Source organism: Pseudopedobacter beijingensis, from assembly GCF_042678145.1.
Lineage (GTDB): Bacteria > Bacteroidota > Bacteroidia > Sphingobacteriales > Sphingobacteriaceae > Pseudopedobacter > Pseudopedobacter beijingensis.
Genome location: NZ_JBHUDG010000050.1, coordinates 72908 through 98059, shown reverse-complemented (window position 1 = coordinate 98059; position 25152 = coordinate 72908). Strand labels below are relative to the sequence as shown.

At 36.0% G+C, this 25152-nt stretch carries 21 protein-coding genes; 13 read left to right on the top strand and 8 right to left on the bottom strand.

Translation table 11 applies throughout. The features are described from left to right. Nucleotides 1–11 precede the first annotated feature (11 nt). On the bottom strand, nt 12–758 hold the full coding sequence (locus ACFSAH_RS17985; RefSeq protein WP_379664135.1) for a DUF4905 domain-containing protein: 747 nt from the start codon (nt 756–758) through the stop codon (nt 12–14). A gap of 21 nt (nt 759–779) precedes the next feature. Here ACFSAH_RS17985 and ACFSAH_RS17980 point away from each other — a divergent pair, with 21 nt between their 5' ends. Both ACFSAH_RS17980 and ACFSAH_RS17975 read left to right on the top strand, forming a co-directional pair. After that, on the top strand, nt 780–2108 hold the full coding sequence (locus ACFSAH_RS17980; protein ID WP_379664134.1) for an NfeD family protein: 1329 nt from the start codon (nt 780–782) through the stop codon (nt 2106–2108). Between the two features lie 19 nt (nt 2109–2127). Next, the gene (locus tag ACFSAH_RS17975; protein WP_379664133.1) at nt 2128–2613 is read left to right on the top strand and encodes a Dps family protein; all 486 of its coding nucleotides are present in this window, start codon (nt 2128–2130) and stop codon (nt 2611–2613) included. Between the two features lie 76 nt (nt 2614–2689). Here the strand turns inward: ACFSAH_RS17975 and ACFSAH_RS17970 are convergent, their stop codons facing one another. The 6 genes from ACFSAH_RS17970 to ACFSAH_RS17945 form a co-directional block, all read right to left on the bottom strand. Continuing rightward, nucleotides 2690–5854 (bottom strand): peptidase MA family metallohydrolase, encoded by a 3165-nt coding sequence (locus ACFSAH_RS17970; protein WP_379664132.1) that lies wholly within the window; start codon nt 5852–5854, stop codon nt 2690–2692. 12 nt (nt 5855–5866) lie between these two features. Next, on the bottom strand, nt 5867–8341 hold the full coding sequence (locus ACFSAH_RS17965; protein WP_379664131.1) for a penicillin-binding protein 1A: 2475 nt from the start codon (nt 8339–8341) through the stop codon (nt 5867–5869). Between the two features lie 288 nt (nt 8342–8629). Then, on the bottom strand, nt 8630–9691 hold the full coding sequence (gene aroB, locus ACFSAH_RS17960) for a 3-dehydroquinate synthase (protein WP_379664130.1): 1062 nt from the start codon (nt 9689–9691) through the stop codon (nt 8630–8632). Continuing rightward, nucleotides 9688–9894: an RNA-binding S4 domain-containing protein gene (locus tag ACFSAH_RS17955; protein WP_379664129.1), complete on the bottom strand. Its 207-nt coding sequence runs from the start codon at nt 9892–9894 to the stop codon at nt 9688–9690. The genes aroB and ACFSAH_RS17955 overlap by 4 nt, the downstream gene beginning before the upstream one ends. Nucleotides 9895–9942: 48 nt before the next feature. Continuing rightward, nucleotides 9943–10584 (bottom strand): HAD family hydrolase, encoded by a 642-nt coding sequence (locus ACFSAH_RS17950; RefSeq protein WP_379664128.1) that lies wholly within the window; start codon nt 10582–10584, stop codon nt 9943–9945. A 1-nt stretch (nt 10585) separates the two neighbouring features. Beyond that, entirely contained in the window at nt 10586–11446 is an 861-nt protein-coding gene (locus ACFSAH_RS17945; RefSeq protein ID WP_379664127.1) for a restriction endonuclease, read from the bottom strand. A 224-nt stretch (nt 11447–11670) separates the two neighbouring features. Here ACFSAH_RS17945 and ACFSAH_RS17940 point away from each other — a divergent pair, with 224 nt between their 5' ends. From ACFSAH_RS17940 to ACFSAH_RS17890, 11 genes are all read left to right on the top strand, one after another. Beyond that, a complete protein-coding gene (locus ACFSAH_RS17940; RefSeq protein ID WP_379664126.1) occupies nt 11671–12543 on the top strand; it encodes a hypothetical protein in 873 nt (290 codons plus the stop codon). A 17-nt stretch (nt 12544–12560) separates the two neighbouring features. Beyond that, entirely contained in the window at nt 12561–13379 is an 819-nt protein-coding gene (locus ACFSAH_RS17935; RefSeq protein ID WP_379664125.1) for a hypothetical protein, read from the top strand. A gap of 186 nt (nt 13380–13565) precedes the next feature. Next, a complete protein-coding gene (locus ACFSAH_RS17930) occupies nt 13566–15653 on the top strand; it encodes a T9SS type A sorting domain-containing protein (protein ID WP_379664124.1) in 2088 nt (695 codons plus the stop codon). Between the two features lie 77 nt (nt 15654–15730). Further along, the gene (locus ACFSAH_RS17925; RefSeq protein WP_379664123.1) at nt 15731–16480 is read left to right on the top strand and encodes a FadR/GntR family transcriptional regulator; all 750 of its coding nucleotides are present in this window, start codon (nt 15731–15733) and stop codon (nt 16478–16480) included. A 40-nt stretch (nt 16481–16520) separates the two neighbouring features. Further along, nucleotides 16521–18671 carry a heparinase II/III domain-containing protein gene (locus ACFSAH_RS17920; RefSeq protein WP_379664122.1) on the top strand — a complete coding sequence of 717 codons (2151 nt, stop codon included), beginning with the start codon at nt 16521–16523 and terminating at the stop codon, nt 18669–18671. Nucleotides 18672–18688: 17 nt separating this feature from the next. Then, a complete protein-coding gene (locus ACFSAH_RS17915; protein ID WP_379664121.1) occupies nt 18689–19027 on the top strand; it encodes a cupin domain-containing protein in 339 nt (112 codons plus the stop codon). Between the two features lie 20 nt (nt 19028–19047). Further along, nucleotides 19048–19914 (top strand): alpha/beta hydrolase fold domain-containing protein, encoded by an 867-nt coding sequence (locus tag ACFSAH_RS17910; RefSeq protein WP_379664120.1) that lies wholly within the window; start codon nt 19048–19050, stop codon nt 19912–19914. Between the two features lie 76 nt (nt 19915–19990). Next, entirely contained in the window at nt 19991–21004 is a 1014-nt protein-coding gene (locus ACFSAH_RS17905) for a chondroitinase-B domain-containing protein (RefSeq protein ID WP_379664119.1), read from the top strand. Between the two features lie 10 nt (nt 21005–21014). Next, nucleotides 21015–22304 (top strand): MFS transporter, encoded by a 1290-nt coding sequence (locus ACFSAH_RS17900; protein WP_379664118.1) that lies wholly within the window; start codon nt 21015–21017, stop codon nt 22302–22304. A gap of 11 nt (nt 22305–22315) precedes the next feature. Further along, nucleotides 22316–23068: an SDR family NAD(P)-dependent oxidoreductase gene (locus ACFSAH_RS17895; protein ID WP_379664117.1), complete on the top strand. Its 753-nt coding sequence runs from the start codon at nt 22316–22318 to the stop codon at nt 23066–23068. Nucleotides 23069–24083: 1015 nt separating this feature from the next. Then, nucleotides 24084–24764, top strand: a complete 681-nt coding sequence (locus ACFSAH_RS17890) for a metal-dependent transcriptional regulator (RefSeq protein WP_379664116.1) — start codon at nt 24084–24086, stop codon at nt 24762–24764. A gap of 21 nt (nt 24765–24785) precedes the next feature. On the opposite strand, the gene ACFSAH_RS17885 is transcribed toward ACFSAH_RS17890, so the two are convergent. After that, nucleotides 24786–25139 carry a VOC family protein gene (locus ACFSAH_RS17885; protein ID WP_379664115.1) on the bottom strand — a complete coding sequence of 118 codons (354 nt, stop codon included), beginning with the start codon at nt 25137–25139 and terminating at the stop codon, nt 24786–24788. Nucleotides 25140–25152: the final 13 nt, after the last annotated feature.

Genomic DNA, 25152 nt, shown 5'->3' with positions numbered 1-25152 from the left:
AAAGTTTACAATTATAATAAATAACTCACAATTTCCGATTTGTTCCTGATGTAAACCAGTTTACCGATCCATATAAAGAACGTATCAGGGGCTATCTTTTGTATATCGGATTGGATTTTATCTCTAAAAATAATTTCTTCGTTTTGGTACACTTCAAGGTATTGATTAAGTGATTCTTCTTCTCTTTCATACGAAGCAATTACTTGTAAGTTACCTAATATCAACTGATGACGGGTTTCCTGAATGTTTTCTCCAAAAATAATCGAAGGATTATAAATACTATTTGAAAGTACAGAATAGGCGGGTAAATCTTCTTGTCTGATAGATTTTAGTAACAATCCTGTTTCTGTTTCCAGTAATTCTGTTTTTTTAGGTTGTATTTTTGAATTATAGGCAATAATGCCACTATTTGTTATACGTTCGCATGTGTAAGTGTAGTTTTGCCATAAGATTTTAGACTCTTTGGTGTCGTAAGCGATGATTCCTTTTTTAAGAGGTGAAAATTCATTTTCATAGCCCTGAAAAACAGCGACGCCATTAATAATACCTTCCAGGCTAATGAACCATTTTTCTTCAAGTTGTAGCTCCTTAAATAATAGCTTTTGATTTTTAAGGTCGAAACCATAAAAAAGTGTTTGTTTATCCTCAGTACGTGATTCTAACAATAAGATCTCATTTTGGTCATCAAGAACAATTTTCCATATAATTCCCTTTACCGTTTCAGAGAACAAATGCTTTAACGTATCTTTATTGGACATATATCTCCAAAAATATAAAATATGAAAAGGATATTTTACCTTATTTTCTTTTTATTTTCTCAAACAGCCTTAATGGCACAGACAAGGGTTTATCAGTTCGATATTAAAGACGAGATTAATCCCTCTAGCTGGCGGTCTACAAAAAAAGCAGTATCTCATGCCGAAGAATATAAGGCGGATATCCTCCTGATTAATATGAATACTTTTGGTGGAATGTTAGATTATGCTGATTCTATCAGATCGGTATTGTTAAACGCACCTATGAAAACTATTGTATTCATCAATAATAATGCTGCTTCTGCGGGAGCTTTAATCTCTATTGCCTGCGATAAAATTTATATGCATAAGGGAGCAAGTATTGGTGCGGCTAGTGTGGTTAATAATAGTGGCGAAATATTACCGGAAAAATATCAGTCTTATATGCGGGGCTTAATGCGGACAACGGCTGAAAGTAAAGGACGGGATCCTAAAATAGCAGAAGGTTTTGTTGATCCTGATCTGGAAATACCTAATGTTAAACCAAAAGGTAAGGTGTTAACTTTTACTACATCGGAAGCAATAGCTAATAATTATTGTGACGGAGAGGCTAATTCTGTAAAAGATATTTTAATAAAAGAAGGCATAGAAAATGCACATATAGAAACTTTTATGCCTACCCTAACAGATAAGGCTATTGGTTTTTTGCTGCTTCCTATGGTAAGCGGTATTCTGATATTGCTGATTATAGGTGGCTTGTATTTTGAATTGCAAACGCCGGGAGTAGGTTTTCCTCTTATAGTTTCTATTATAGCAGCATTATTGTTTTTTGCACCGCTTTATCTGGAGGGTATGGCAGAAAACTGGGAGATAGCCCTATTTATAATAGGGGTGGTTTTACTTATACTGGAGATATTTTTTATACCGGGATTTGGAATCTTTGGTATTTTGGGAATTGCTTTTATGATCAGTGGCCTGGCTTTGAGCTTGGTGCTGAATGACTTTTTTGATTTTAATGTTACTGCCGGAGAAAGATTGGTGAATGCTTTTTTACTGGTAATTGGTTCTATAGTAGTATCTATTACCCTGTCTGTTATTTTTGGAGGAAGTATACTTAAATCTAAAGCTTTTAAACGTTTGGTACTTCAGGATGAACAAAATTCAAATAAAGGCTACCAAATTAATAAACCGGCACAAGAATTGGTTGGAAAAGTAGGTATAGCTAAAACAGCCTTACGTCCATCAGGAAAAATAGACATAGATGATACATGGTACGAGGCTTTGTCATATGACGGTTATATTGAAAAAGGAGAGGAGATTATAGTGAACAAAATAGAAAACTATAATGTTATAGTAAGGAAAAAGGATTCGTAAATTTTTAAATGATTATAACATGGCAACAAACAAAATTGGTTTAGACTCAAAAAAGGTGGTTGAATTGGTAGACTTGTTGAACGATTTATTGGCTAATTACCAAATTCATTATCAAAAATTGAGAGGATGCCACTGGGATGTAAAAGGAAATGACTTTTTTACATTACACCTTAAATTTGAAGAACTGTACAATAATGCACAACTTACAATTGATGAAATAGCTGAACGTGTGTTGACTTTGGGTAAATCTCCGCATAGTACTTATGCAAACTATATTAAGGTCTCTAAAATTAAAGAAATTGAGACTGAAGGCCTAGAGCCACGTAAAATGGTTGAGGCTATTCTGGACGATTATAAGATATTGTTAGAGCTTGAAAGAGAGATTATAGAAACTGCTTCTGCAGAAACTACAAATGATGAGGGGACAGCGGATATGATTACAGGTTTTGTGAAATTTCAGGAGAAAACAAGCTGGATGCTGAGAGCATATAACGGGAGTAAATAAGAGATGATATTTATCCTATCAAAAAAGGATGCTTTTGTTACAAAAGCATCCTTTTTTGATTTTATGATTTTCTCTATTACCAACCAGGAGCGAAACCTAAACCAACTACAGGTTTTTTAACTTCTGTTCTGTTAAATGGCCAGGCTAAATAAGGTTCTAATACGAAGTAACCAAAAATGTTTACTCTGGCAGAAACCCCAACGCTATATACAGGTACTTTCACATCCTCATAAATAGGTACTCCGTCATTGTCTTTTCCTATAACTCCGGGAGCAAGTTTACCGAATTTAACTTTTTCGCCTTTATCCCAGGCTAAACCAGCATCAAAAAACAAGTTCAGGTCAGAAAATAGAAATTTGGAAGGTACGGCAGCCAATTTCTCCGGTCCGGTAAAAGGTAACCTCATCTCTAAATTAGCTACAGCAATACGATTACCCATTAACTGGTTAATATTAAATCCATTTTCACCATTATTTCCATTGTAAAAGCTTACAGCTTCAAAACCTCTTATTAAATAGGGATAACCAATGTATAAAGGGTACAATTGCTGATTTACGTCACCTAATCGGCCATATCCATATAATCTACCTGCAAACGTAACAGGTTTTACCCTGATGTATTTTCTAAGGTCAATGGTAGGTGAAGTATAAGTATAGCTACCAAAGTTTTGCTCAATCCCTATTTTATATCTGTAACCGCCTAATGGGGCCGCAACACCAAAATAGGAGTTATCTCCGACAAGGGCTGTATTAACCTGGAATACAGTAAATGGGTTTAAACTGTACCTGCTGGTGGCAGCATATTCTTCTTTTGATATTTTTCGTTTGTCCTGACGTATGGCATAGGTAGGATATATAGCACCATTAATTGTAGTATAATCATAATAAGTGCTGTAACGGTCTACCCGGTAGGAGTAGCGCGAAATACCTGTTCCAAATTCAACGCGGGTTGTTTTATTAAACGGATAAAGTGTAAAAGCTTGTGCCGACTCTTCAAAGATTCTAATAATGTCTATGTATTCTTCATAAACAGGATACTGAGTATTATTTTGTCCGTTTAAAGTAGAGAGCTTAGCGCCATAAGTTCCTGTTTGGTATGGGATATGAGAGATAGCCCCACCCCAGTTCCACCTGCTTTCCTGATTGATATAGGCTAACTGAGCGCCCAAATCATAAATTTCTCCATTCACAGATGCTGCCGCAAATATTTGATTGGTGTTCAGGATATCACTGAATATAGCTTGTACTCCGGATGACATACCGGTTCCAAATCTACTTGCTGATACACCAACTCCATTACTGGCAATATAATCTAATTTAAACTGCGGTTTGTAGGGAATATGCTGTATACTACTGGCAGGAGTATCGTCGTAAGCTAAGAAGTTCTGAAGGTTTTTGTTAACAATATCTACTCCTACATATTTAAAAGGAGGAAGTGTAGCAGCGGTTAAATCTACATGGTCAGAAGATACTGTTTTAGATTGTTCTTTAAAATCACTTGCATTGGCATTGTACAATGTATAGCGTTGCGAACGATAATAAGAATAAACAATCTCGTCGTTTTTAGAAATACTTAAAGCAGGTGAGTTCTCTGTAATACCACTTATCCCTGTGAAATAGTCGGTAAGTTGTGAAATGGATTCATCTGCAATACGGTATTTATAAAGATTTCTGAAACCATCTCTGTTAGATAAAAAATAGATGTGATTGTCTTTGGAGTCATACACAGGGTTAAAGTTGTTTGCACCCGGAAATATGTTTATATTTTTTACAGTTTTAGAAGCAATATCTAATACCGCAAGATTCATAGATATATAGGAGCTTAAGCCCTTATCCAGATCAAGTCTGTCTGTAGAAAATACAATTTTAGTTCCATCAGACGAATAGGATGGTTGAAAATCGGTGTATTTATCGTTGGTTAACTGTGTAACCTGATCGGTATCTAAGTTATAACTAAAAATATCACTCTGTCCATGTTGTAAACCGGTAAAGGCAATGTCTTTGCCATTTGGAGACCAGGTAAGGTTACCAAATTGTTCCACATCGCCCATGGCTTTTTCCAATACAGATTTTCCGTTGGCAATATCTATAATTATTAATTGATTTCTACCTTTACTAAAAGCACTAAATGCAAATTGCTTTCCATCAGGCGACCAGGCTCCAGCAGATTCTATAAAGTTAAACTCATCTATATGGCCATTCTTGGTACGTGATGTTAATTTTTTAATGATTTTTCCTGTTTTGGCATCTGCTAAAAACAGATCAATAGAAAAGAGGTCTTTTTCTGATAAAAATGCAATATATTTTCCGTCAGGGCTAATAGCGGGAGCTACGTTCATTTCACCGCCATTTACATTGTCTATCAGTTTGTTTCCGATAGGCGTCGTTTGCGATGAGTCTTTTAGCATGGGCTTGTAAGTGTTCTCCAATGCACTTTTCCATAAACTGGAAAGGGTTCTTTCATCATAACCAAAGGTACGTCTGATTGCCATTTCATAACCGAATTTGGCGGTAGATTTAAAGAAAGGCATAATTGTAGTATCTCCGTAGGTTGAGCCTATGAATGCCCAAAAAGCCTGCCCATACCTGTAAGGGAAATATTTGCTGTTTTCGGTAAGATCTCTTAAAGAAGGAATATCTTTATTCAATACGGCATCGCGCATCCACATGGCTGTATTGGCATCTACTTTTCCCAAAGAAAGATATTCTGCCATACCCTCTACCATCCATAACGGAATATTTCCGATATTTTGTAATTCTGTAGAGTCGTTTTCAATTAAAGTGTGGTACTGGAAGGCGTGTACCAACTCGTGACCCAATACGTGTCTGGTTTGGAAATTAATTTCCTGTAAAGGCATAAATACCCTGTTTTTCATTCCTTCGGTAACACCGCCCGTTCCTACTCCAATTTCTCCGTCTATAATGGTAGTTTGTTGGAATTCTGGTGAGTTTCCGTAGAGTATAATGGGGTTAGGTTTTCTGAATGTATCTCTGAAAATCTGTTGATGCAGGGCGTACCAGGCTTCACTTTCTTTTGCAAAGTTTTTTATCACACTGTCATTTTTTGTATAGTAATACAAATGAAAGTGAGGGGTTTCGTAAACCTGAAATTTAAGGTTTTTATAACGGACTTTATTTTGCCCAAAGTATTGTGCTTTTGCTGTTTGGCCAAATACTGATAAACCAATAGCAACAAGGGCTATTGAAGATTTAAAAATAATATTTTTCAATGTTACGTTCATCAGGCTTATTTTTTATTGATCGTTATTATTCTTCTGTTTTCTTAATTGTCTTTTTAGCTGTCTTTCTTCTTTTCGGCTCAAAGGCTTAGCTTCTTGCCCTTGTAAGGCTTTGTTTTGTGGGTCTTCATTGTTTTGTTTGTTCACAGATTTTTTTATTTCGTTATTAGATGTATGCTCGTTATCGTTTGTATTTTCTTTGGATTCGGGCGCATTCTCCAAATCTAACATATTTCCCAGAGAATCTGTTTCTAAACTATCAACTGTTGCGGTATCAACAACAATACGCGGGCTGGGGCAGTTATAAGTTTTGGTGATTTCTACTTTTGGTTTAGGGAAGGGCCCTTGCGTAATACCGGTAGAAGGGTCTTTATACACTTTTTCCATAAACTTTGCGAAAATAGGAAGCGCAGTTCTGGAACCTTCCCCCGTTTCGGAGTTTCGGAAATGAACGGTTCTGTCATCAGCACCTACCCAAACTCCTGTCACCAAATCTTTGGTAATACCCATATACCAACCATCAACATAATCAGATGAGGTCCCTGTTTTTCCGCCAATCTGATTGTTGTTTTTAAAGAGATCCCATGCCCATAATGCTTGAGAAGTACCTCCTGGTTCTTCCATTCCACCTCTAAACATATAAAGCATTAGCCATGCCATTTCTTCGCTCAGTACTCTTTCTTGTTTGGCTTTAAATGTTTCTATAAGGTTACCATCAAAATCGGTTATTTTCTCTACCAGAATAGGGTCTACTTTTTTACCCTCATTCAAAAAAGTTCCGTAGGCTCTTACCATTTCGAAAACACTCACATCATTGGAGCCTAAACTTACAGAAGGTACTGATTGCAAAGGGCTTTCTATACCACATTTATGAGCGTATTCTACTACTTTGTCCCAGCCAACCTGTTCGGTAATCTGTGCAGTAATAGAATTTACAGATCTTGCCATAGCCCATCTTAACGACATTTCCTGATAGGAGAAATGCCAGCTGGCATTTTTAGGCTCCCAAACTTCTTTTTTGTTGTTTAAGGTATATTCAATTTTAACGGGTTTGTCTACAAATTTATCACAGGGGGTCATTCCGCTTTCCAGAGCTGCCAGATAAGCAAAGGGTTTAAAGGTAGATCCTGCTTGTCTTTTAGCTTGTTTTACGTGATCGTATTTAAAGTAATGATGGTTATCTCCTCCAATCCAAACTTTTATTTTTCCACTGAACGGATCCAGTGTCATCATTCCTGTATTTAATATTTTAGCGTAATATTCTATAGAATCTATGGTAGAAAACTCTACTTCTTTATCGCCATCCCAATCAAATACTACCATTTTTTTCTTTTTGTTAAGATAGGCATCTAATGAGTCTGGCTGGTTAGCATATTTCTTTTTTAGCCCGGCAAACCAGGGGAGACGTTGCAAGTTGCTTGTAACAAAGTTTTCTATTACTTTCCCTTCAGAATCACGCCAGGGAATTTCTTTTCCCCATGAATTATAGAAGCGTTTTTGTAATATTTTCATCTGTTCTGCAACAGCTTCTTCTGCATAACCCTGAAGCTTAGAATCTATGGTGGTATAAATTTTTAGACCATCTTCATACAGATCATAATCATTGTCTTCGCACCATTTCTCCAGCCATTTGGCTACAGCGGATCTTAAATAAGAGTCGCCCTCGTTTTTATCATTGTCTTTCCCTAGTTTAAGATGAATAGGAGTGGCTATGGCTTTTTTATAATCATCATTACCTAAAAAATCATATTTGTTCATTTGTGACAGCACAACATTTCTTCTTTCTAATGCTTTTTTAGGGTTTTTAATGGGATTATAGGTTGATGTTGCTTTGAGCATGCCTATTAATAAAGCTGCTTCTTCTACGTTGATATCATTAACTGATTTATCAAAATAATGTTTTGCTGCGGTATTTATTCCGTATGAGTTATTTCCAAAAGGTACCGTATTCAGGTACATGGTTAAAATATCGTCTTTAGAATAATTGGCCTCAAGTTTATAGGAAGTCATCCACTCTTTTAATTTAGATATGAGTGTACGGGCTACCGGAATGTGTTTTACAAAACCTTGTGATTTATTGTTTCTGGTACGATACAGATTTTTAGCTAATTGCTGGGTAATAGTGCTTCCACCACGTTTATCGCCGCTGATGGTCGAAAATATCCCCGATGCAATAGAGTAAAAGTCTACTCCCGAATGTTTATAGAACCTAACATCTTCTGTTGCTATTAAAGCATTCACAATTGATTTATCTATTTCATTAAAAGTAACAGGAGTACGGTTTTCTTTGTAATAACGCCCTATAAGTTTACCATCGGCAGTATACACTTCTGATGATATGCTTAATGAAGGGGTTCTGATATCTTTTTTAGTGGGCGAATACCCAAATAAGCCCAGAAAATTGAGCTCTAAAGCACAAAAAAACAGAACGATAAAATAGATTACTATTGCAGAATATCTTAAGAAGCGGTTATGAATCTCTTTAAACATAGCTATAAAGATGAGAAAAAGATATTGTTTTACATTGAATTTTTGACTATTAAAAATGCATTTTAAATCTTAAAAACTGATAACAGTAAATGTTAAGAAATGTTATTTTAAACTATCAAAATCCTTTTATTTATTAAATCAGTTGATATGGTTTGTTTTGAATAGGAGTTAACCAATCAAAAAAACGGAGTTAAAAACCTTTGAATTTTTATTAAAATTGAAAAGAATCTTTTCTGGATAAAAAAATAGCGCCAATGTATGTTTGGCGCTATCTCTGATATTTTAAACCTACAACTCTCTGTAGTAATCAAGACTTTGTTTAATTAGCTCATTGTCTACTATTATATTGAACTTACAATTTCCTATTCGGTCAGGCAACGAAAAGTTTATCTTTCCAGAAACGTTTTTCTTATCGTGTTGCATAATCTCTAATAAAGTATCGTAGATGTCTGCCCTTAATGTATATTTTTCAAAAAACTTGAAAATATCCTGACGTATTTTATCTAAATCGCTTTCAGGCAACATACCCAGTTTAAAAGCCATGTAGGTTTCACATATCATACCTATAGCTATAGCCTCGCCATGGGTTAATGGTTTACTGTCGTTATCCAGCGACCACGACTCTACGGCGTGACCAATAGTATGTCCAAAGTTTAATATTTTTCTGAGTCCTTTCTCAAAAGGATCTTCCAATACTACTTTATTCTTGATCTCTATAGATCTTTGTATTTGCTGACTGCTGATTTCTTTAGGATCATTTAATTGTACTACTTCCTTGTAGTAGTTTTCATCTGCAATAATACCGTGTTTAATAACTTCAGCAAAGCCAGATACCAGTTGTACCTGAGGTAATGTTTTTAAGAAGTCATCACTGATAATAACTATTTTTGGCTGTGTAAATGTACCTATAATGTTTTTTACACTATCGATATCTATTCCTGTTTTTCCACCTACCGAAGCATCTACCTGCGACAAAAGAGTAGTAGGAATTTGCAGAAAATCTATACCACGTTTATAGGTAGAAGCGGCAAAGCTTCCCATATCTGTAACCACACCGCCACCCAGATTAATCACCAATGCATTTCTGTCGGCTTCAAAATCCAGTAACATTTTCCATATCCCTATGCAGAAGTCAATATTTTTATTTTCTTCGCCGTAAGGGATTTCTATAATATCAAATTTATCTAGCTGAGGAAGTTTTTCCTGTAACACCGGTAAGCAGTATTTTCCTGTGTTTTCATCTGTGATGATAAATATTTTAGAATAGCTGTTCTCTGATAAAAACTGCGTTAGGGATGTTAACGTATTGTCGAAATATATATTGTAGCCACTGCTTACGATGTGATTCATACTATTTTAATTGTTTGTTTGTTAAACTCTACAATGTCGCCTTTTTTTACTTTCAATCTTTTTCTGTAATCAACGTTGCCATTATATTTAACCAGACCCTGTTCTACAACTGCTTGTGCTTCACCACCAGACATTACCAAATCGGTAACTTTCAAAAGCTGTATCATAGGGATAAAATCGCTATTTAATTCAAATTCAATCATTGCTGCAATATTACAAAAAAAGCCTTGGCGATAGTCAGAAATTTGAGTTTATTTTAATAAGTTATTGGACTTAAAGTAGTTTTGCAGATTATCTGGTTTGGTCATCAAATACGTTTGTAACCCCAATTTTCTGGCTGTTTCCAAATGTTGCGGACTATCGTCTATAAACAGGGTTTCTTCAGGGATTAGTTGATGGGTGTCCAGTACAAATTCGAAAATATCAGTATTAGGTTTTCTCATGCCCATCAGGTGAGAATAGTAGTCTTTATTAAAAAAGGAAGAATTATCATTCAGCTGAAAATCTCTTTTCAGATAATCCATAATCCATTGATAATGGATTTCGTTGTTATTACTCAACAAAAAAGTGTTATATCTTTCTTTAATTTTTAATAATAGCTCGTGGTTACCGCTAGGTACGCCTAATAATAAAGCATTCCATGCATCGTCAATTTGCTGATCGCTTAAGCTTACGCTGTCTCCAATCAGCTCCCTGATTTCGTTTCTCCATTCCTGAGCAGATAATTCTCCTTTATCAAAACGGTCAAAAATTTCATTTTGTGCCTTATGTCCAAAAAAAATGGCTGCATCGGGTACACCCAAATCCTGAAAAGCCTTTTGTGCTTTGCTAAAATCTATATCAAAAATGACGTTTCCGTAATCAAATATGATATTCTTTATATTGTTATGCATGTTATTCCTCATTATTGGCTGATGTTAAATTCACCAGCTCTTCTGCTTCTTTTAAAATACGATCTGTTTTTTTCTGCGAAACCTTCAGCAATTGCAGGTATTTCTTTCTATCTAAAATGTCCTTTACCAAAATGCAATTGTTTTTTAAAAGCGTCTCTTTTTCGGCAATGGTTAAAGTTGTTAAACAGGTAACCGGATATAAAGCACCCAGGTCTACACGGTATTTAATACTCTTTTCAGGAGGATAGTCCCAGGCCATGAGTTTGATGTCGTAACATTCAGCAAAGCTAATGGCATCTTTTGTAAGGTAGGCATTACTTATTAACCAGCCTTCACTTAAATGTTGTTCACTTCCAAAAAAGCTAAATGGTTTATTGCTCAAATCTTTAACCCGTGAAAGGAAATACATAGGATTGGTAACACTTATTTTAGCATCAACTGTATTTCTGAACTTGCACTCGGCAAAAATTAGTTTATCGTCTTTTTGTGCTACAACGTCAACCTCATGCGTAACTGCCTTTCCTTGCAAAACCTGTCCGGTTAAAGTTTTGTATCCGTAATGATGAAAAAGTTTGGCTACCCATCTTTCAAAATAATAACCCGCAGGTCCTAAATCTCTTAATGCTTTTTTTAGACTATAACGGGCAGCAAATACATTACGTTGCTGTTTTAAAAGTTTAAAAGCAATCTGGTAAAGCTGTCTGGTAGTAATGCCATTATAAATATGTTTTTGCATTTCATTAAAAACAGTATTTACCTGTTGGGGCGAGGCACCTGATTTGGATAATGAATTTATAAGACTTTCAGGTTTGAACTCTACTCGTTCTCCGGAAAACTTAGTGACATATATAGGACTGTTCAATTGCTGATATTTTGTTTCATGCGAATTTAATCTTTTCTGTTTAGATGACCGTAATAATTTGTTTTTTGACTTTGTTAAGATTTTACGACCAATTGTTTAAGATTTTCAGACCTGTTCATAATCAGTAGGTTTTAAATTTATTCACCACCAAAAATACATGACTTATAATTTGGTTAACCAAAGTAAATAGCTATATTTGGTTAACCAATAATTGGTATACCAATATGAATGCTAAATATTTACTCGTTATCGTGTGTGCTTTGCATGCTTGTAAAGGAAGCACAGAAGTTAAAAAAGAAGAAACTACCATTCCGCCTAAGCAGGAAGAAACATTGCCTGTTACAGCAGGTAAAGGAGTTACCTTAAGTGCAACAGGTACAGGAGATGCTTATGCTTTAATAAATAGTGTGTTAGGGGGGACGGGAGATGTTGTAGAGGCTCCGGATGTTAGCCATCCGGCCTTTGGGAAGCATATTACGCAAGTTTTTGATACTGATTTAAATAGCTATGTTTTTGCTTTTCATATTCATGTAACACCTGATAATGACAGAGGAACAGATTCTGACAGACAACGAAACGAAATAAAAACTTACGATAAATCGCCGGATAGTTTAAAAGCAACTTTAAATGAAACAGTAAATTATTCATGGAAATTTAAATTAGATGGAGGTTTTAAACCATCCTCCAATTTTACGCACCTGCATCAGATAAAACCCATTGATGGGAATGCCTCGCTGCCCATTATTACGCTTACCGCCCGGTATAAATCTGGTGGAGATATTATGCAATTGATACATACCGGTGATAATGGGCAGGCTGTGACTAAAAATACTATTGCTCTGGCAGATTTTAAAGGAAACTGGGTAGAGGTTAATGAGCAGATAAAATTTGCTACTCACGGAAGTTATAAAATTTCAATAAAAAGAATAAAAGACGGAAAGATATTGCTGGATGCGACCTATACTGATTTAGACTTGTGGCGTACAGGAACAAGTTCTTGTCGTCCGAAATGGGGAATATACAGAAGTTTGTTGAATCCGCAGATGTTAAGAGATGAAACAGTTTGGTTTAACGACTTTAATATAACAGAATTATAACTCTTAAAATAATAAAAATGATGAAAGTTTTTTTGGTAGTCACTTTAACGACATTTTTTTGGGGATATTCGGTTCATGCTCAAAACTCATTAATCAAGTATGACTTTGGTGATAAAGAGGCTTCATTTAATCCTAATCCGGGTGCTTCTTCTATTTCATTTTTACCAAAAGTTACAGAAAACAAAGCAATTAAAGCCAGGGTAAGAACGGCTTCGGATGGATCGGGAGCTTTTAATTTAGTAAAAAAAGGAGCGGATTTTATTAAAGAGAGTGCCTTAGAAATTGTTGCAGGTACTACTACCAGCAAGTTTTCCTTATACAATTTAAATACTGGGGCAGTAAATAAAACCAGCTTTAATTTTAAAATAGATAAGGCTGGTACAGGCCAATGGGTGTTTGCTAATGGAGTGTCTGCAAATTCTGATGATATTTTTCAGGGTAATAGTGGGGTTAAAGAAACATCAACAGAGATTTTTGTGGGGCTTAGATTGAATGTATCTGAAGCCAATGAGCTTAACTTTTATACCCGAAACGGTAATAAATGGTCTATGGTAAAAGGTGTAGGTCTTTTAAAAGGTACCGATTATTTAATAGAAATCTATAGTAATAATTCAACAGAAGAGAAGAAATACAGTAAAGAGAGCGAGCAGATATTGCCAGTAGGAACCTACCATGTTTGGATAAACGGAAAGCGTATTGCAGAACAGTTTGTTACAGGAGGTTTAACCGCAGGAAATAGTTTAAGTGGTTTTCTTGTGTATGGTGTTACCCCAAAAGGCAATGATACAATGTCTAAAGCGTGGCTGGATAATCTAGAAATCAATAGCAATTTATAAGATATAAATATAATGATAAAGGCTATTTAAAAGGTTAATAAAGGTTTGAAAAATGCGTTATTGCGGAGAGGGAATAATCATATAATGTATGTTTTGATATTATGAAACTACTTCTATTCCTCGCAATAACGTTCCACCCGGCTTTTTAGATACCCACATTTTTAATAATCAATTATAAAACTCAGTATGATGAAAAAACTACTTTTTGCATTATTGATACTCACAGGAGTGAGTGGTGCTTTTGCGCAAATAGAAACAGATGGTGATTACCGTACAGTTTCAAACGGAAACTGGAAAACACCAGCTACCTGGGAAGTACGTAATGGAGGTGCCTGGTCACCTGCATCGGTTGAACCTACAATAAACAATAATGTTTACTTGCAGTCCGGACACTCGGTTATTATAGATGGATCGGATGTTTATTGTAAAGATTTACACTTTGGATATAAAGGAAGTACATACGGTTCTGTTCAATTAGGTGTTAACAGATTAAATGTAGGAGGGAAGGTTAGAGTGTATGTTATTACTAAAACTCCTGTAACTGGAGCAACTGATGACGTTTTTTATACCGACCAGACCAGTAGTACCGTAACTAATGCTAGTATGTTTGTAAACTCGTCTACAGCGGGTGTATTGAGATTTGTTGGAGGTAACAGAATTATAACCAATACAGGAGAATGGAATTCTAATGGTACAGTATGTTATGGAGAGTTTGCATTAAATGCTGATGCTGAAGTTAGATTAGAAGTAGGGATGAAATTTAGAGGATTAACGATTTCTAGTGGTAAAGTAATAAACCTTGATAGATTTGCTATAGGTTCTACCTCAGGTTCTGGTGATTTTACCCTTAAAAACGGAGCTATTGTGCAGTTTGAAAAAAATGGAATAGCATCCCTTATGGCTTCTAATTTTTCAAATCCTATTAATCCAAGTGGTAAGTTAGAAATAGAAGAAGGAGGGACTTTAATTCTTAAAAGTACTGCACCAGCTTTCAATTTTAGTGCTTATATTAATCATGGTACTATAGTTTATAACGGACAATCTCAGACTTTATTAACCTCAGCTGCCTCTACAAATCCGGCAGTATCTCTTAATGCTTACCATAAGTTGGAAATAGCAGCAACAGATGGGGTAGAGGTTTTAGCTAATTCAATGGTGACAATTGCAGATCAATTGAAGTTAACAAGCGGTAAATTAATTATACCATCAACCTCTGAGGTAGCCCTGTCTGCAGGTAATATAGCTATTGTTGGGGGGAGTACGACAAGTTATATAGCAACACTAACAAATGGTGCTGATGCTGGGATATTAAAAATAAATGGGTTATCAACAACTAAAACAATTCCACTGGGATCTGCATCAAATTACCTTCCTGTTACATTAAATCCAATCACATCATCAGATTTTGAACTTAACGTGTTTGAAGGTATAACGGAAGATGCTACATCAAACGGAACAGCATTAAGCAATACATTAAAAAGTAATTTGGTAAATGCTATCTGGAATGTTAAAAGAACCAGTGGTAGCGGTAATTGTATAGCTACTTTAGGATGGCAGGACAATCTGGAAGGTGCAAACTTTGCATCATTAACAAATGCCGAAATTGGAGTTTCTGTGTTTAAAGATGGTAGTTATTCTGAGTACATGGGAACAGGCAATAGTAGTCAAAATACAGCTACCGTCACCTTAACAGATTTTGGGCCTTTATCTGTAGGCAAAATAGGTGTTTTGCCGGTGCAATTAGTTTCCTTTGATCTTAAGAAACAAGGTAATAAGGTAAACATAATTTGGTCAACGGCATCAGAGCAAAACAATTCCTATTTCGAAATAGAAAGATCTGCCGATGCAAAAGAATTTAAGGTGCTGGGTAGAAAATATGCAGTAGGCGACAGCAATGTACTTACACAATACACTTATCTGGATGAGCAGCCGCTGCAAGGAACAGCTTATTACAGACTGGTACAATATGATACCGATGGCAAGTCCAGAGTTTATGATCCTAAAGTTATTACGATAAATAATTTAGAGAATTACTTTACGGTGATAGCCTCTGATAATTCTTATGCCATTGATTTTTGGAAAAACGCCTATAGCAGTGAAAAAGCTAAAGTAACCGTATATGCTGTTGACGGCAAAGTATTAGCATCCAAAATAATAGATGTGGTACAGGGAAATAATAAGTATAGGATAGAAACCCCTCAGTTGACTAAGGGAGTTTATATCATTTCCTATCAATCAGAAAAAGATGTTTACCGTCAGAAAATAATAAAATGAAATATATTTTAAATAACCATTAATGATGATTATATTTGGTCTACCAATTAATTGGTAGACCAAAACTAAATGAATATATGACGTCATTCATAGAAAACATAAAAGCAATAAAAGTAGAGTCGCCGGTAGATAAAATTATCGAACAACTAAAGTATCTGATTACTTCAGGGCAATTAAAGCCAGGAGATAGATTGCCATCAGAAAGGGCACTTTCTGAAAGGTTTGGAGTGGGAAGAAGTTACATCCGTGAAGCGCTATTAAAATTAGAGTTTTATGGGTTGTTGCGTACCAATCCACAAAGTGGTACTTATGTATCGGGGTTAAGTATCAGTGTTATCGAAAATATTATTTCTGATATTATTAAATTCAACAAAGACAGCTTTAATTCTTTAATAGAAGCCCGTTGCCATTTAGAATTTTCTGTAGTAAAATTAGCGGCAGAAAGAAGAACCGCTCAGGATTTGGGAGAAATCAAAGAGGCAATGGAAGAGTATGAGAAAAAAATGAACAGCGGTGCAGAAAGTGCAGTAGAAGAAGATATGATTTTTCATATGAAAATAGCCAAAGCAGCAAAAAACTCCGTATTAGAATCAATGATTATTTTCATTATCCCAGACTTAATTAAAAACATTGTAGATAATAATGTTTGTGGTAAAGACAGAGGAAGAAAATCTATACAAGAGCACAGAGATATTTATAATGCCATAGAAAGTGGAGATATAGAGATGGCAGAAAATGCTATGGTAGCACATTTAGATGAGATTTGGCAGATTAGTAAAAATAGTTTTTTAGAAGCCGAAATAAGTACAGATTCATTAGTAGGATAGAAGTACTACAGATTAGTTAACCATTCAAGAAGCAACGTTTATGAACTACTTAAAAAAAGTGGTAATTGTATTTTATTGCCTTTTTTCGGGCGGTCTTTATGCTCAGCAGCATCCCAGTATTATGCTTACCAAAGCTAATGTAGATGCCGTAAGAGAAGGAGTAGAATTATATCCGCTCCTCAAAACATCCTATCAGGAAATAAAACAACAAGCTGATGTAGCCATTAAACAAGCCATAAACGTACCTGTGCCTGCTGATGGAGGAGGAGGAGTTACGCATGAACAGCACAAAAAAAATTACAATACCATTCTTAATTGTGGAGTAGCCTATCAACTATCAAAAGACATAAAATATGCAAATTATGTAAAAGATATGTTATTAGCCTATGCCGCACAATACCAAAAATGGCCCTTACATCCCAAAAGAAAAGAAAACCATCAGGGAGGTAAAATATTCTGGCAGGCATTAAATGATTGTGTTTGGCAAGTGTATACCATACAAGGTTACGATATGGTTTATGATGCTATTGCGCCTAAAGATAGAGCAACTATAGAAAATAAGCTGTTTATGCCTATTCTTAAATTCCTAACTGTAGACTGTTATACCACATTTAACAAAATACACAATCACGGAACCTGGAATGTAGCTGCAGTAGGGATGACAGGTTATGTACTTAATAAACCAGAGTACGTGGAAATGGCGTTAAAAGGTTCGAAAAAAGACGGAAAAGCAGGTTACCTGGCTCAGATAGACCAACTTTTTTCACCAGATGGTTATTATATGGAGGGGCCTTATTACCAGCGCTACGCCCTGTTACCGTTTGTGTTGTTTGCCAAGGCAATTAATAATTACCAACCCAATCTAAAGATTTTCGAATACAGAGATCAACTGCTGGCAAAAGCCATCAATACATCTTTACAGCTGACTTATACAGACGGAACGTTTTTCCCGATAAATGATGCTATTAAAGATAAAACCTACGAAACTATAGAACTGGTATATGGGTTAAATTTGGCTTACGCCGATATAAAGCCAGAAGCATTTTTGTTAGATGTAGCACAAAAACAAAAGAAAGTGATAGTTTCCGATGCCGGTTTAAAAGTAGCTAAAGCTATTGCCGAAGGACAATCACAACCTTTCAAATATCTGTCGCAGTGGATTAAAGATGGAGGAAACGGTAATGAAGGCGGTTTAGGGATATTAAGAAGCGGAAGCAATCAAGATCAGCAATGTCTGTTGTTAAAAGCAGCATCGCAGGGCATGGGGCATGGTCATTTCGACAGATTGAATATCCTTTATTATGATAACAATGGCGAAGTTTTTTTTGATTACGGAGCTTCCCGTTTTATCAATATAGAAACCAAAAGAGGGGGGCACTATTTGCCGGAAAACAATAGCTGGGCTAAACAAACCGTAGCACATAATACGCTGGTTGTAGATCAGCAATCGCATTACCATGCAAAAGTTTCAGAAGCAGAAAAGTATAACCCGGATCTGATTCACTTCTCTGCAGAACCTAATATGCAAATTGTAAGCGCAAGTGAAAACCATGCTTACCCGGGTGTAAAAATGCTAAGAACAGCTGCTTTAATTAAGATAGAAGGAGCTCATAAAGATTTATTGGTAGATATTTTTAGAGTAGAAGCCAATAAAGAACATCAATACGATTTACCCTTTTGGTATAAAGGGCAACTGGTTGATGCATCATTTAAGGTAGAAGCCTATAAAAATAACCTTCAGGCTTTAGGTAATAATTACGGCTATCAGCATATCTGGCTAAATGCTCAAAACAGTTTAAAAGACCAGAGTGGATTTGTGAGCATATTAAATAACAAAAGGTTTTATACTACGCACTTTACTAGTGATAAACTGTTAAACGTGAAAATGCTGAGCATAGGAGCTAACGATCCGGAGATGAGTCTTACAGAAGGTAAAGCTTTCATGTTATCGTCCCAAGCTAATGCCAGCGAACAAACTTTTGTAAGTATTACCGAAACACATGGCAATATAGATCCTGTAAACGAAACCGTAGAATCGGCATACAGTCAGTTACGTAACCTTAAGTTAATCAGTTCAGATCAGAAAAAAGCAATCATCAGCTTTAGCTATAAGAATGTGGCTTACAGATACGAAATAGACTACCAGGCGAAACAAAATTTTGCCAGATTAATACAAGAGAACAAATTTTAGACTTTATAAAATTAAACATGGAAAAAGGACAATTATTTCAGATAGAAGAAGAAACACAATGGGAAGATCTGGGCAATGGCGTTCAGAGAAAAGTATATGGTTACGATGATCAGGTGATGTTGGTAAAAGCCAAATTTGAAAAAGGGGCTATAGGTCCGCTTCACCAACATTTTCATGTACAGGTAACCTATGTAGACAGCGGTGTGTTTGAAATGACTATTGGAGAAGAGAAAAAAATCATAAGAAAAGGAGACGGATATTATGTGCCTCCGCATGCAATACATGGTTGTGTTTGTTTAGAAGCAGGTACGCTGATTGATGTTTTTACACCAATGAGAGAAGATTTTATCAAGTAATCCAATAAACTTATACAGATATGAAAAAGTTTTTTTCGTGTTTGCTGATAGCCTGTTCCGGTTATGTTATGGCGCAGGAAACAGCAGAAGTAAAGAAAGTGGTATATCCAGAAGGCTATACCGAACAATTAAACGTAGTTTATACCCAAGTAAACGGATGGGACGGTAAAATGGATTTATACTTACCTCCCAAAGATAAAGGAGCCTCTCCTGTGGTTATTAATATCCATGGTGGTGGCTGGAATAAAGGTAATAAAGAATCGCAAACCGGTTTTAGTACTTTCTTTAAAAAAGGCTATGCTGTAGCCAATATAGCTTATAGGTTATCGCAGGAGGCAACAGCACCGGCAGCAGTAGAAGATACCCGTTGTGCATTAATTTATCTGATTAAGAATGCCAAGGCACTTAATATAGATCCCAACAAAATTGTGATTATGGGAGGTTCTGCGGGTGGACATCTGGCACTAATGGGCGGTTTATTAGGGAACGACAACCGTTTTGATACTAACTGTAAAGGAGTTAAAGATATTAAAGTTGCCGCTATTATAGATAAATACGGGATAACAGAAGTGCCTGCATGGAAAAGTAAATCGGCTACCCAGTGGTTAGGCGATAAAGCAAATGATCCCGAATTTGTGAAAGCAGTTTCCCCAATCAATCAGGTTAAGAAAAATAGTCCCCCGGTATTTATAGTACACGGAGATGCAGATCCAATTGTTCCTTATCAACAATCAGTTGATTTAAAGAAAAAACTGGACGACATGGGCATTAAAAATAAGTTCATTACGGTTGAGGGCGGACAGCATGGAAAGTTCGAGAAGGAGAAAAATGCTGAGATAAACAGAGAAATTATAGCCTTCTTAAAAGAAGTAGGTGTACATCAGTAATCTTGTATTATAATACTAAAACATGGTTTTTAATGATCCTAAGTCTTTTTGATAATAATTCTCAAGTAAAAGCAATATGAAAACCTCTTTAAAAGTTGCCGGAAGTATAATTTGTATGCTGGCCACGGTATTTTTTGCTCAGGCACAGACTCCAAAAAAGTCTAAAAATAACAGACGTTTGGTAATGGTTAAGAATGCCGAAGAATTAAAAAACGTACTTCAGATAGCTAGGCCTGGAGATTCTATTGTGCTTTCGGCGGGCGAATATGAGGGTAAATTTATAATTCCGGCAACAAGTGGTACATCCGAAAAACCAATAACACTTATAGGTAACAAGAACTGTGTTCTTACCACCGGAGATGTTTCTAAAGGATATGTTATTCACCATCAGGCAAATTACTGGATATTGAAAGGCTTCACCGTTAAAGGAGGACTAAAAGGGATTATCTTAGACGGAGCCAGCAACAATGTGTTGGATGATCTGGAAGTTAAAGAAATAGGCGAAGAAGGAATACACTTCAGAAAATTCAGTTCAGATAATAAACTGCAAAACTCCAATATACACCATGTAGGTTTGGTAAGACCGGGCTATGGAGAAGGTGTTTACATAGGTTCGGCAATAAGTAATTGGGCAAGGTACACCAATAATGAACCAGACCGTTGCGATAATAATATCATCATCAACAATGTGATAGGCCCCTATGTAACCGCAGAATGTATAGATATCAAAGAAGGAACAACCGGAGGTATTATCAAAGGCAATACCTTTTATTCTGAAGGTATATCAGGCGAAAACAGTGCAGATAGCTGGATTGATGTTAAAGGTAATAAGTACCTGATAGAAGAAAACAAAGGAATTAATCATCAGCCATCGGTCTTGCTGGACGGATATCAGGTAAACTGTGCCGCAGACGGATGGGGAAACTATAACGAATTCAGGAAAAATATAAGTGAAGTTAATGCTGAAGGCTATGGCATCAGCATCAGGTTAAAAAGTAGTAAAGGAGAAGTTGTAGGTACCAAAGTAACATCGGATAATAAAGTTATTAATGCCGCAAAAGGAGTCAGTAATATTCCTTTAAGCGAATAAATTTAAATCAATGAAAGTTAGAGGATTAAGATGGTATATTATAGCACTGATCGCTATTGCGACCGTTATAAACTATATCGATAGAAGTGCTATTAATATTCTGTGGCCCTATATCTATAAAGATTTTGGAATAGCAGATGTAGACAGTAAGCAAGCATTAGCGTTAATCACAACATTTTTTATGATCGCTTATGCTTTAGGACAAACATTTACCGGAAAATTAATGGATGCCTTAGGTACCCGTATTGGGATGACACTATCCATTTTAGGATGGAGTATTTCTATAGCATTGCATGCATTTGCCAGGTCATTGGCATCTTTCAATATTTTTAGGTTTTTACTAGGGTTTTCGGAAGCAGGTAACTGGCCGGGAGCAACAAAAAATAATGCCGAATGGTTTCCTCCAAAAGAGCGAGCCATTGCGCAGGGGATTTTTGGAGCAGGAGCCTCATTAGGTTCAGTAGTTTCTGCGCCTATTATAGCCTTGCTTTACCTTGCTTTTGGCTGGAAAGCTACATTTGTTTTAATAGCTGTTTTAGGTTTTGTATGGGTAATTCCCTGGTTGGTTATCAATAAAGCTACACCAGATAAACACCCCTGGATTACCGAAGAAGAGAGAAAACACATTTTAGGACAAACCGAGGAGAATGCCGCAAAAGCAGCGGCAGACAATACACAGGTACTTTCATGGAAAGAGCTGTTGAAGTATAAAAATACATGGGGAATAATCAGTAGCAGATTTTTTATAGACCCTGTTTGGTGGTTGTTTGTAACCTGGTTACCAACCTTCCTAAAAGAGCAGTTTATGTTTGATATCAGGCAAATAGGTGCTTTTACCTGGGTTCCTTATCTGTTTGCTGCAATAGGAAGTTTGGCTGGAGGTTATCATTCGTCATGGCAGATCAAAAGAGGGGTAGATGCACAGAAAGCCCGTAAGAACTCTATAGCCCTAGGGTCGGTAATTATGCTGGTATCATTACTGGCCATTTTATACTTCCTTTCAGGCTTAAAAGAAACACCAATGTTCGCTATGGTTTTAATAGGGATAACCTTGTTTGGTTTCCAGTTTCTAATAGGAAACATCCAGACTTTGCCAAGCGACTATTTTAATGGAAAAAACGTAGGTACAGTAGCAGGTATGGGCGGTACGGCGGCAGTAGTAGGTACCTTACTAACCACCTGGGCGGTACCCGTAATTACACAAACCAGTTATGTGTGGTTTTTTGTGCTGGCAGCAGCATTAGTGCCGGTTTCCTGGGTTTGTATTAAGTATATAACATCAAGAAAAATAAATAATTAACATTTAAAATTATGCGTTTAAAAAACAAAGTAGCGATTGTAACAGGCGGATCTAGAGACATTGGTAGATCAGTATCGGTAAAGTTGGCAAAAGAAGGTGCTAAAGTTGTAATTAACTACTTAAGCAATGAAGCCAACGCAGAAGAAACTTTAAGACAGGTTAAAGAAGCAGGTGGCGAAGGAATTATTGTAAAAGGAGATGTTTCTAAAGCTGCAGATGTAGCTAAACTGGTAGAAGCAACAAGAGCCGCTTTCGGAGAAGAAATACATATTTTAGCTAACGTAGCAGGTGGTTTAGTAGCCAGAAAAACAACGTTGGAAATAGACGAAGAGTTTTTTGACCATATTATGGACATCAACCTTAAAAGTGTTTTCCTATCTGTAAAAGCAGTAATTCCTTTTATGCCTTCAGGCGGTTCAATAATTAACTTCTCTTCGTTAGCAGGTAGAGATGGTGGAGGTCCCGGAGCAAGTATTTACGCAACATCAAAAGGTGCCGTAATGACTTATACCAGAGCTTTAGCCAAAGAATTAGGCCCTAAAAATATCAGGGTAAACGCAGTAGCACCAGGTATGATTGCTACTACTTTCCACGATACTTTTACAAAACCAGAGGCCAGAGTAAATGTGGCTAATGCCACTTCTTTGAAAAGAGAAGGAACGGCAGATGAGGTAGCTGATCTGGTTATTTACTTAGCTTCTGATGAGGCGAGCTTCTTAAATGGAAATAATATAGATATTAATGGTGGATTAAGTTTCTCCTAATTCCTATATTTGTATAAAAGAGGTGTTCCTGATAGGTAACTTCTCACAATAGAATTGCAAAATGGTTTGGCAAAGGTATTGATCAGTATAACATTGATCTATAATTTTGTGCAGTTCTGATGTAGAAGTTAAGAGACAGGGCACCTCTTTTTTGTTATTAGATAGCGAGTTGCTTGATGTTTAAATGATGAACTGTTTATTTAAGGCGGGAACGATGAACTTTATAATGATGAACTATGGTCTATGGACTATATGACTATGAATGATGAACGATTAAAACTATGGACTATATAACTATGAATGATGAACTGGTAATGCTTTCGCTCAGAATATCGAAAATAAGCTTGTCATTACGAGGGACGAAGCAATCTCATTATAAGAGTATTAGCGGTAAGATCCATTAACCAACAGACCCTTCGAATACCTCAGGGTGACGTGGTTTGTTTAAGGCGGGAGCGATGAGCTCCTGAATGATGAATGCGATTAAAACTATGAGCTATGGTCTAATAACTATGAATGATGAACTGTTAATGCTTTTGCTCAGAGCATCGAAAATAAGATTGTCATAGCGAGGGACGAAGCAATCTCATTATAAGAGTATTAACGGTAAGAGCCATTAACCAATAGACTCTTCGAATACCTCAGGGTGACGTCGTTTATTTAAGGTAGGAACGATGAACTGCTTTAGAATGATGAACGATTATAACTATGGTCTATATAACTATGAATGATGAACTGGTAATTCTTTCGCTCAGAGCATCGAAAATAAGTTTGTCATTACGAGGGACGAAGCAATCTCATTATAAGAGTATTAACGGTAAGAGCAATTAACCAAAAGACCCTTCGAGTGCCTCAGGGTGACGTCGTTTGTTTGAGGGGGGAGTGATGAGCTTCTGAATGATGAACGATTAAAACAATGAACTATAGTCTATCGACTATGGACTATAGACTATAACAAACAAAACACCTCTTTTACTCGAATTTTACTTTAGTATTAAAGTCAAATATATTAAATGTGTACATTTGCGATATGTATTCGGCAGCAGAAGAAAACTATTTAAAGGCACTATTTACACTGGCAAATAAAAAAGGAGAGGTTAGTCCTAACGATTTAAGCAAACGTTTAGGGACTAAGATGCCAACTGTAAATAGCATGATGAAAAAGCTTGCTGAAAAGAAACTGGTACATTACGAAAGTTATAAGCCATTAAAATTAACCGAAACCGGACAAAAAGATGCAGCCTTGATTCTTAGAAAACACAGGTTAACAGAAATGTTTCTGGTAGAAAAAATGGGCTTTGGCTGGGAAAATGTTCACGAAATAGCAGAACAGATAGAGCATATAAAATCGTCTATATTTTTTGATAAAATGGACGAGCTGTTAGGTTACCCTAAATTTGATCCACACGGTTCGCCAATTCCGGATAAAAACGGAAGAATAAATGCTCCTGAATACATTAGCCTTAGCGAGTGTAATGTAGACGATACGGTTAAATTTATGGCCATATCAGACTCGTCAGAATCCTTTCTTAAATTTCTGAATAGTAAAAACATGCAGCTGGGACAGCTTTTTAAAATACTATCTGTAGAAAAATTTGATGGCACTATGAACCTTAAATTTGAAAACGGAACAGAAGAAACATTAAGCAATATAGTTTGCGAGAAAATGTTGGTTACCAGAATAAAAAAGAAATAAAATCACTTTATCGGGTAACTTTTAGATATATTCTATCAGTTCGAACCTGTTACCAAAAGGATCTCTGAAAAATAATCTTTCCCTTCCTTCAATTTTAGAAGAATACTGTATATCTATGCCACAGTTTTCTAAAAATGCTTTTGTATTGTTAAGGTCGTCTACCTCAAAGGCAGAATGTCTGGAAGATAAAGGACTTGTCAGATCCTCTCTGTAAACATGTATATCAATATCACCCATTTTAAACCAGAAAGCATTGGCTACCAGATTGGGGATTTCTTCTAAACCAAGAATGTTTTTATAAAAATAATAAGCATCATCATCTTTACCCTTAGGGAAAGTAACCGTAATATGGTCTATCTTCTTTAATTTCAACATAATTTGTCCATAA